At 70.1% G+C, this 7547-nt stretch carries 9 protein-coding genes; 5 read left to right on the top strand and 4 right to left on the bottom strand.

The features are described from left to right. Both AB0305_RS22040 and tmk read right to left on the bottom strand, forming a co-directional pair. Positions 1-572 (bottom strand): DNA polymerase III subunit delta' (locus AB0305_RS22040; protein WP_366174032.1); only part of this gene is annotated, 572 nt, incomplete at its 3' end. Then, positions 569-1249, bottom strand: a complete 681-nt coding sequence (gene tmk, locus AB0305_RS22035) for a dTMP kinase (protein WP_364136634.1) — start codon at positions 1247-1249, stop codon at positions 569-571. The genes tmk and AB0305_RS22040, both read right to left, overlap by 4 nt. Positions 1250-1336: 87 nt before the next feature. On the opposite strand from tmk, the gene AB0305_RS22030 reads away from it, so the two are divergent. Together AB0305_RS22030 and AB0305_RS22025 are read left to right on the top strand one after the other, a co-directional pair. Then, the gene (locus AB0305_RS22030; protein ID WP_364136636.1) at positions 1337-2521 is read left to right on the top strand and encodes an aminotransferase class I/II-fold pyridoxal phosphate-dependent enzyme; all 1185 of its coding nucleotides are present in this window, start codon (positions 1337-1339) and stop codon (positions 2519-2521) included. A gap of 9 nt (positions 2522-2530) precedes the next feature. Continuing rightward, a complete protein-coding gene (locus AB0305_RS22025) occupies positions 2531-2884 on the top strand; it encodes a DUF2516 family protein (RefSeq protein WP_290256501.1) in 354 nt (117 codons plus the stop codon). Here the strand turns inward: AB0305_RS22025 and AB0305_RS22020 are convergent. Then, positions 2869-3747, bottom strand: a complete 879-nt coding sequence (locus AB0305_RS22020) for a class I SAM-dependent methyltransferase (RefSeq protein WP_364136638.1) — start codon at positions 3745-3747, stop codon at positions 2869-2871. The two genes, AB0305_RS22025 and AB0305_RS22020, sit on opposite strands and share 16 nt — an antisense overlap. Positions 3748-3854: 107 nt before the next feature. Between AB0305_RS22020 and AB0305_RS22015 the strand changes: the two genes are divergently transcribed. Continuing rightward, on the top strand, positions 3855-4601 hold the full coding sequence (locus tag AB0305_RS22015) for a phosphoglyceromutase (protein WP_364136640.1): 747 nt from the start codon (positions 3855-3857) through the stop codon (positions 4599-4601). 100 nt (positions 4602-4701) lie between these two features. On the opposite strand, the gene phoU is transcribed toward AB0305_RS22015, so the two are convergent. Continuing rightward, positions 4702-5364: a phosphate signaling complex protein PhoU gene (phoU, locus tag AB0305_RS22010; protein ID WP_364136642.1), complete on the bottom strand. Its 663-nt coding sequence runs from the start codon at positions 5362-5364 to the stop codon at positions 4702-4704. Between the two features lie 206 nt (positions 5365-5570). Between phoU and AB0305_RS22005 the strand changes: the two genes are divergently transcribed. Together AB0305_RS22005 and AB0305_RS22000 are read left to right on the top strand one after the other, a co-directional pair. Then, positions 5571-6785, top strand: a complete 1215-nt coding sequence (locus AB0305_RS22005; RefSeq protein WP_364136701.1) for an ATP-binding protein — start codon at positions 5571-5573, stop codon at positions 6783-6785. Then, positions 6782-7462, top strand: coding sequence for a response regulator transcription factor (locus AB0305_RS22000; RefSeq protein ID WP_290258926.1), 681 nt, complete (start codon positions 6782-6784; stop codon positions 7460-7462). The genes AB0305_RS22005 and AB0305_RS22000 overlap by 4 nt, the downstream gene beginning before the upstream one ends. The last annotated feature ends 85 nt before the right edge of the window (positions 7463-7547 follow it).

The following is a 7547-nucleotide window of genomic DNA, read 5'->3' as shown; positions in this document are numbered from 1 at the left end:
CGCTCGGCGACGTCGGGGGCGATCCCGTCCCGGCTGACCAGGAGGGCGGCGACGTCGGCCGCGGGCGGCAGCCGCAGGGCCACGGGGCGGCAGCGGGACCGGATGGTCACCAGCACGTCCGCGGGGGAGGGGGCGCAGAGCATCCAGATGGTCCGCGGGGTGGGTTCCTCGATGGCCTTGAGCAGCACGTTGGTGGTCCGCTCCGCCATCCGGTCCGCGTCTTCCACCACGATGATCCGCCACCGTGCCGAGGACGGCCGGTTCCCGGCGGTGGACACCAGTTCGCGGGCCTCGTCGATGGTGATGGTGACCTTCTCGGTGCGCACGAACGTCACGTCCGAGTGCGTCTCGCCGACGATGGTCTGGCAGGCGTGGCACTGCCCGCAGCCGCGGCGGGTGATGTCGTCCTGGTCGCAGTTCAGGGCCGCGGCGAAGGCCTTGGCGGCGTTGGAGCGGCCGGATCCCGGCGGCCCCGTGAAGAGCCAGGCGTGGGTCAGGCCCTCGCCCTCCGCGGCCTGCCGGAGCTGGTCGACGACGGCGGGCTGGCCCTGCAGGTCATCCCAGACACTCATGCCGAGCTGCCTTGCCGGAGCGACAGCAGCGCGTCCACCCGGCCCAGGATTTTCGCCGACAGCTCCTCGACCGGCAGGTGCGCGTCCAGGACTAGATACTGGCCCGGCCGCGCCGCCGCGAGCTCGAGGAAGGCGCCGCGGATCCGGGCGTGGAAGTCGTCCGCCTCGGATTCGAGCCGGTCCTCGGCTTCATCCCCGGCGGTGCGGCGGCGGCGCCCGTCCGCGGGGTCGACGTCGAGCAGGACGGTCAGGTCCGGCCAGAGCCCGGCGGTGGCCCACTCGTTGATCTCGCGCACCCGGTCCGTGCCCAGATGCCGGCCGGCGCCCTGGTAGGCGACGGAGGAGTCGATGTAACGGTCGGTCAGGACCACGTCGCCGCGTTCCAGGGCCGGCCGCAGGACCTGCTCGGCGTGGGCGGCGCGGGAGGCGGCGAAAATCAGCGCCTCGGTCCGGCCGTCGATCTCGCCGTGACCGTGGTCAAGCACAAGGGAGCGCAGCTTCTCGCCGATCGGGGTGCCCCCGGGCTCCCGGGTGCGCAGGACGGTGAGGCCGCGTGACTCCAGCGCCGCGGCCAGCGCGGCCGCCTGCGTGGACTTGCCGGCGCCGTCGCCGCCTTCGAAGGCGATCAACAGGCCGGGGAACGGCCCGCGGGCAGGGCCGGGAGTCTGGGAAGTCACTGCTCTAGCGTACCGACAACCACGGACACTCTGCTGGTGCGCCGTAACGCCCTGCGGGTCCCGCGCCGCCCCACGTACCCTGTCAGCATGAGTCTCTCCGAAGATCAGGCCGCCGCGCTGTCCGCCGAAACCGTCGTGGTCGCGGCGGGCCGTCCGCCGCGCGAACGCGACGCCCCGGTCAACCCGCCGCTGGTGCTGTCCTCCACCTACTTCGGCACCGGGCCGCTGGGCCCCGGCGACCGCGGCTACGGCCGGTACTCCAACCCCACCTGGGACCCGTTCGAGGAGGCCCTGGCGCAGCTGGAGGGAGCCTCGCTGCCCGGGTTGCTGTACGCCTCCGGGCTTGCGGCCGTCAGTTCGGCGCTCTCCCTGGTCCCGCCGCAGGGTGTGCTGGTGATGCCCTCGCACAGCTACGCCGGATCCCTGGTGATGGCCACCGAACTGGCCGAGGCCGGGGTGCTGGAACTGCGGACCGTGGACATCGCGGACACCGACGCCGTCCTGGCCCAGCTGGCGCCCGCGCAGGGCAAACCGGCCAGTGTGCTCTGGCTGGAGAGCCCCACCAATCCGATGCTCGGCGTCGCGGACATCCGCGCCCTCACCGCCGCCGCCCACGACGCCGGGGCCATCGTCATCACGGACAACACCTTCTCCACCCCGCTGGTGCAGCAGCCGCTGTCGCTGGGCTCCGACGTCGTGCTGCACTCGGTGACCAAGTACCTCGCCGGGCATTCCGACGTCGTCCTCGGCGCCCTTGTGACCTCGGATGAGGCGTTGCACGCCCGCCTGCTGCACCACCGCACCATCCACGGCGGGATCGCCGGGCCGTTCGAGGCCTGGCTGGCGCTGCGGGGGCTGCGCACCCTGGCGCTGCGGATCGAACGGTCGCAGGCGTCCGCCGCCATCCTCGCGGGGCGTCTGGCCCGTCATCCCCGGGTGGGCAGCATCCGGTACCCGGGACTTCCCACGGACCCCGGCCACAGGCGGGCCAAGGAACAGATGACGGGCTTCGGCTCGATCCTCTGCATCGAAATGGCTCCCGCGGCCGGGCTGAGCGGCGCGGACGCGGCGGACCGGATGATCACCGGCCTGCGGCTCTGGTTGCCCGCCACCTCCCTTGGCGGAGTGGAATCCCTGATCGAACGACGGCGCCGGCACACCGCCGAGCCGCTCAGCGTGCCGGAGAATCTGGTGCGCCTCAGCGTCGGGATCGAAAATGTCGAGGACCTGTGGGCCGATTTGGAGCAGGCCCTCGCCACGTTGGACGGTTAGGCTGGGGACATGGACGGACGCTTGCTGATTGACTTTGCCGACAGGGGAATCTACTTCCTCCTCGCCCTGGTGGCCCTGGGGCTCGAGGTGTGGGCCTTCTTCGACTGCCTGCGGCACAAGCCCAACGCGTTCGAGGCCATGTCCAAGCGCACCAAGACCTTCTGGCTCGCCCTCACCGGCGGCGCCCTGGCCATCGGCCTGCTGTCCCTGCTGGGCGGCGGCGGTGGCTTCTTTGGCCCGCTGGGTCTGTTCGGCCTCGCGGCCGTCACGGCGGCCTCCGTTTACCTCGCGGACGTTCGTCCGGCCGTCCGCGACGCCGGCCGCGGCGGCAGCCGCAACATGGGCCCTTACGGCCCCTGGTGACCCCGGCGGCCGCCCTCCGCGGCCGGTAATCCGTCGGGGGCTACCGCGGCCCAGGCCACGGACAGTTCCCCCAGCCGCCAGCGGGACGGCCTGTCCAGCACGGGCCAGCCAGCCTCCCGCAGCGCACGGCACGCTGCCATCCAGCGCTGCCGGTGCCCGAAGGAAGCCAGCGGCGCCGCCTCCACCCAGGCCTTGTCCAGTGCCTGCAGAAAGTTGTGCACCTTCTCGCCGGGGACGTTGCGGTGGATCAGGGCCTTCGGGAGACGTTCGGCAATCTCGGAGGGCAGTTCCACGGAGCCGAAGCGCAGGGACAGTCCCAGACTGATCGGACCCCCGGCGTCGAGCGCCACCCAGGTGACGTTCCGCCCGATCTCGTCGCAGGTGCCGTCGACGAAGAGCCCGCCGGGAGCCAGCCGGTCCTGGACCAACCGCCAGATCGCCGGGACGTCGGCCTCCTCATACTGGCGGAGCACGTTGAAGGCCCGCACCAGCACGGGCCGGCCGGGCACCGGCAGCTCGAAGCCGCCCAGTTGGAAGCTCAGACCGGGCCGTTCCAGCGCCTTCGCCTGGCGGACCCGCTCCGGTTCGATCTCGATGCCTACCAGGCGGACATCCGGGCGGACGGCGGAGAGCCGCTGGAAAAGTTCGACGGCGGTGGCGGGGGAGGCGCCGTAGCCGAGGTCCACCACCAGGGGGTCGGCCGCGGTGCGCAGCCGCCACGCCTGCGGCCCGGCCAGCCACCGGTCCACCCGGCGCATCCGGTTCGGGTTGGTGGTGCCGCGGGTCACGTTGCCCACCGGCCGCCCGGCGCGTGTTCCGCCCCGGGTTCCGGGGGACGCCACCCGCTCAGCCTTCTGCACCACGGCTTAACCCTAGCCTCCGGCCCGGGGTCGGGCGCAGTAGGCCCGGGTGCAGAAGCCCCGGTGTAACGGACGGCGCCTCCGCCGGGGCCTCGGCTAGGATGACAACCATGACTTACAAGCTGATCCTGCTGCGCCACGGGCACAGCGAATGGAACGCCAAGAATCTGTTCACCGGCTGGGTGGACGTGGACCTGAATGACCAGGGACGTGCCGAGGCGGTGCGCGGCGGCGAGTTGCTCGTGGAGAACAACGTCCTCCCGGACATCCTCTACACCTCGCGCCTGAAGCGGGCCATCAACACCGCCAACCTGGCCCTCGACAAGGCGGACCGCGGCTGGATCGACGTCAAGCGCGACTGGCGCCTGAACGAGCGCCACTACGGTGCGCTGCAGGGCAAGGACAAGGCCCAGACCCTGGCCGAGTACGGCGAGGAGCAGTTCATGACCTGGCGCCGGTCCTACGACACCCCGCCGCCGCCCCTGGCCGATGACTCCGAGTTCTCCCAGGTGGGCGACCCGCGGTACAAGGACCTCGGCGACGAGATGCCCCGCACCGAATGCCTCAAGGACGTCCTGGTCCGCCTCCTGCCGTACTGGGAATCGGACATCAAGGAAGACCTGAAGGCCGGAAAGACCGTGCTGGTCACCGCCCACGGCAACTCCCTGCGCGCCCTGGTCAAGCACCTGGACGGGATCAGCGACGAGGACATCGCCGGCCTGAACATCCCCACCGGCATCCCGCTGGTCTACGACCTCGACGAGGACTTCAAGCCACTGAACCCGGGCGGAACCTACCTCGACCCGGAGGCCGCGGCCGAGTCCATCAAGGCCGTGGCGAACCAGGGCAAGAAGTAGCCCCGGAAGTTCCCCGGAAACGTCGACGGCGGCCGTCCACCCCCACGGGGGCCGGCCGCCGTCGTGTGTTTCTCCAGCGGTACTGGCGGTACTGCCGGTACTAGCTGTGCTCGATGCTGTTCGGGTGCCAGGCGCCGGTGACCAGGTAGGTCACCTTCTGTGCCACGGACACGCCGTGGTCGGCGAAGCGCTCGAAATAGCGGCTGGCCAGGGCCACGTCCACGGTGGTGGCGGCGGACTCGGCCCAGTCGCTGCGGGCGATCGCCTTGAACACGGACAGGTGCAGGTCGTTGACGGTGGTGTTGGCCTTCAGGATGTCCCGGGCCACCTCAAGGTCGCGGGTCTCCAGCAGGATGGTCAGCTTCTCCGCGATCTCCAGGTCCGCCTTGGCGAACTCCCGGAACGTGTCCTGCAGCTGGGCGGGAATGACGTTGGCCGGGTAGCGGAGCCGGGCCAGCTGGGCGATGTGCCGGGCCAGGTCTCCCATGCGCTCCAGCGATGCGCTCATCCGCAGCGAGCCGACGATCATGCGCAGGTCGCTGGCTACCGGGCCCTGGAGGGCCAGGATGTCGATGGCGCGTTCGTCGAGGCTGTTCTGCAGGAAGTCGATGCGGGCATCGGCGGCGATGACATCCTCGGCGAGGTCGACGTCGGCGCCCTCGAAAGCGGTGGTGGCCTTCTCGAAGGCCTCGCTGACCAGCTTGGAAATCTCTACGAGCTGTTCACCGACCTGGGCGAGCTCTTCCTGAAAAACCTTACGCACGGGGCGTCCTTTCCTCGTCGACGTCGCGGACGGCCGCTGGGCCGGCAACGTCTGGTTTCGCCGTAGCGGCGTTCAACCTGCCACCCTGCCACTCGTCGGTGAACTGTTGCGCCCCACTAGATGAACGTTAGCTGAACCAGCCCCGGAACCGCACACGTTTTCGATTGAGCCGCCCGCGCACCGCATAAGCTGGAGCCGTGGATCCAATGCTCATCGGTGTGATCGCCGGCCTCATCGGCCTGGCGCTCGGCGTCTTCGGCGTGCTCGCGTTCCGCCTCAGCGAACAGCAGCGCCGGATCAGCGACGTCGAGACCGACGAACCCTCCCTGCCCGAGGGCGCCGCCGAGGTCCTGGCCGTCCTGGGCCGGGCGTTCGTGGTGGTGGACGCGATCGACGGCGTCGTCCGGGCCAGTCCCGCCGCCTATGCCTACGGCCTGGTCCGCGGCCACACCGTGGTCCACCAGCAGCTGCTCGAGCTGACCGCCAAGGTCCGCCGCGACGGCGTTATCCTCGAGAAGCAGCTCGAACTGCCCCGCGGCCCGCTCGGCCAGGGGACCCTGATCGTCCAGGTCCGCGCAGCCATGCTCGGTGAGGAATACATCCTGCTCCTGGCCGATGACCGCACCGAGATCACCCGCACCGAGGAGATCCGCAACGACTTCGTCGCCAACGTATCGCACGAGCTGAAGACCCCCGTCGGGGCCATTTCGCTGCTGGCCGAGGCGCTGGAGGCTTCCCCGGATGACGAGGAAGCGGTCCGCCGCTTCGCCAAGCGGATGCACAAGGAGTCCACCCGTCTTGCCGCCCTGGTGCAGGACATCATCGAACTCTCCCGCCTGCAGGGCGCCAACGTCGCCCAGGCCGCACATCCGGTGGACATCAACACCGTCGTCGCCGAGGCCGTGGACCGCTCCCAGCTGCCGGCCGAGAGCAAGAACATCGACATCGTGGTCGGCGGTCGGACAGATGCGATGGTCTACGGCGACCAGGACCTCCTCGTCACGGCCCTCCGCAACCTGATCGACAACGCCATCCGCTACTCGCCGGAGAACACCCGCGTCGGCGTCGGAGTCCGCTCCCGCGACGGCCTGGTGTCCGTCTCCGTGACGGACCAGGGCGAGGGCCTGAGCCCGGAGGACCAGGAGCGCGTGTTTGAGCGCTTCTACCGGGTGGACTCCGCGCGTTCCCGCCACACCGGGGGCACCGGGCTGGGCCTGAGCATCGTCAAGCACGTCATGGCCAACCACGGCGGCGAGGTCACGCTCTGGTCCCGGCCGGGCCAGGGTTCCACCTTCACCCTCCGGCTGCCGGAGATGGAAGGCCAGGACGCCCCCGCGGGCGATCCGCGCCGGGCACCCCACAGCGAACGACCCGATCGACGCGACGCCGCCGGCGTCCATGAACAAGGAGCTAGCGCTTGAGCCGGATTCTTATTGTCGAGGACGAGGAGTCCTTCAGCGACCCGCTGTCCTTCCTCCTGGGGAAGGAAGGGTTCGAGGTGGAGGTCGTGGACAACGGCCTCGATGCAATCACCGAGTTCGACCGCAACGGCGCCGACCTGGTCCTCCTGGACCTGCAGCTGCCCGGGCAGTCCGGCACTGAGGTCTGCCGGCAGCTGCGGCAGCGCTCCTCCGTCCCGGTCATCATGCTGACCGCCAAGGACGCCGAGATCGACAAGGTGGTGGGCCTGGAACTTGGTGCCGACGACTACGTCACCAAGCCCTATTCCTCCCGCGAGCTCGTCGCCCGCGTCCGGGCCGTGCTGCGTCGGCACGGCGAACCGGAAGAACTGGTTTCCAGCACCGTCCAGGCGGGCCCGGTCCGGATGGACGTCGAACGGCACGTGGTCAGCGTCCAGGGCGAGCAGGTCTCGCTGCCGCTGAAGGAGTTCGAACTTCTGGAGATGCTGCTGCGCAATTCCGGCCGCGTCCTGACCCGCGGGCAGCTGATCGACCGGGTCTGGGGATCGGACTACGTCGGCGACACCAAGACCCTCGACGTGCACGTCAAGCGGCTGCGCAGCAAGATCGAGCCGGACCCTTCTGCGCCGCGGCACCTGATCACCGTCCGCGGCCTGGGCTACAAGTTCGAACCCTAAACCTACCGAGTGCGCGCAGTCGGCCCGATAGAGACCGGGGCGGCATAACAAAGGAGCGGCACCCCGCGAGGGGTGCCGCTCCTTT

It is taken from the genome of Arthrobacter sp. NPDC080086, from assembly GCF_040702285.1.
Note: the sequence above shows the minus strand (reverse complement) of the source record. Positions and strands in the feature narration are given on the sequence as shown.

What these genes read in the sequence shown, in the direction of transcription:
- AB0305_RS22015 (WP_364136640.1), top strand. Translation starts at nt 3,855, where the DNA reads ATGACTTACAAGCTGATCCTGCTGCGCCACGGGCACAGCGAATGGAAC.
- AB0305_RS22025 (WP_290256501.1), top strand. Translation starts at nt 2,531, where the DNA reads ATGGACGGACGCTTGCTGATTGACTTTGCCGACAGGGGAATCTACTTC.
- AB0305_RS22005 (WP_364136701.1), top strand. Translation starts at nt 5,571, where the DNA reads ATGCTCATCGGTGTGATCGCCGGCCTCATCGGCCTGGCGCTCGGCGTC.
- AB0305_RS22030 (WP_364136636.1), top strand. Translation starts at nt 1,337, where the DNA reads ATGAGTCTCTCCGAAGATCAGGCCGCCGCGCTGTCCGCCGAAACCGTC.